Genomic DNA, 1,145 nt, shown 5'->3' with positions numbered 1-1,145 from the left:
CCCCATAAAGTTGGACGGTTTGATTTGCTAGGCTGCTAAGGGCTGGGTTCTGTATTGCACAGGACTCAGCCCGTTTAGTTTCAATTTGATGCGGTCGTGATTATAGTAGTGAATGTACTTCTTCAAACCTGTGGTTAGCTCGTCAAGATTGCTAAATTTATTCAAGTAAAAGAACTCTGATTTCAGCACGGCGAAGAAGCTTTCCATTGCTGCGTTGTCCAGGCAATTGCCCTTGCGCGACATACTTTGCACTACCTGCCGTTGCTGCAGTAATCGCTGATAGGCCGGCATTCGATATTGCCATCCCTGATCCGAGTGCAATATCGGCTTGTCGTGTGGCCCCAGCTTTGCCAATGCCTTCTTGAGCATAGTGCTCACCAGTTCGAACACGGGCCGCTTGGCCGTCTCAAAGGCGATGATTTCGCCGTTATATAGGTCCATTACCGGGGACAGATAGAGCTTCTCTCCTGCAACGTTGAATTCGGTTACATCCGTCACCCATTTCTGATTGGCTCCTTGGGCATCAAATTGCCGCTGCAGGGTATTGGGCGCTGCGTGCCCGACTTCGCCTTTGTAGGAGCGGTATTTCTTCGGCCGCACCAGCGACTTGAGGCCAAGCCTAGTCATGAGACGCTGAACGGTCTTGTGATTGACCTGTTTGCCCAGTTTCTGCAGTGCGCTCGTAATGCGTCGATAGCCATAACGCCCTTTGTGACGGGCGAAGATGGACTGAATTTGCTGCTTCAACGCTTGATGCTTGTCAGCTACCTGGGACACCTTCTGCTGATAGTAAAAGGTACTGCGTGCCAGGCCAGCGAGCTTGAGCAAACCTGCCAGAGGAAATTGTTGCCTTAGCTCGTTCACTACTTGCGTTTTTTGCGCGCTGTCGCCCGCTGTTGTCGCTGTGCTTGAACTAAGGCTTCTAACTTTTTTAGGTACGCATTCTCCATGCGTAAATGATTCACTTCCGCGAGCAATTCCTCACGGGTGCGGGTTTCATCATCGACTGGGAGCTGCAGCTTGGGAGGCTGGGAATCAGGCATCGTCTTGGGTCTGCCACGTTGTCGCGGCATCAGGGCGTCTATACCGCCGCTATGATAACAGCGCTCCCACTCAGGGATACTTCCCGGGCTGCGGATATTGAA

The 1,145-nt window shown here is 52.0% G+C and carries 1 pseudogene; it reads right to left on the bottom strand.

The annotated features are described in order from the left end of the window. Window positions 1–27: 27 nt before the first annotated feature. Window positions 28–1,145 (bottom strand): annotated as a pseudogene (locus tag KHU33_RS26085) (IS3 family transposase); the annotation flags it as partial.

It is taken from the genome of Collimonas silvisoli, assembly GCF_018305005.1.
In the GTDB taxonomy this organism is placed as follows: Bacteria; Pseudomonadota; Gammaproteobacteria; order Burkholderiales; family Burkholderiaceae_D; genus Collimonas; species Collimonas silvisoli.
Note: the sequence above shows the minus strand (reverse complement) of the source record. Positions and strands in the feature narration are given on the sequence as shown.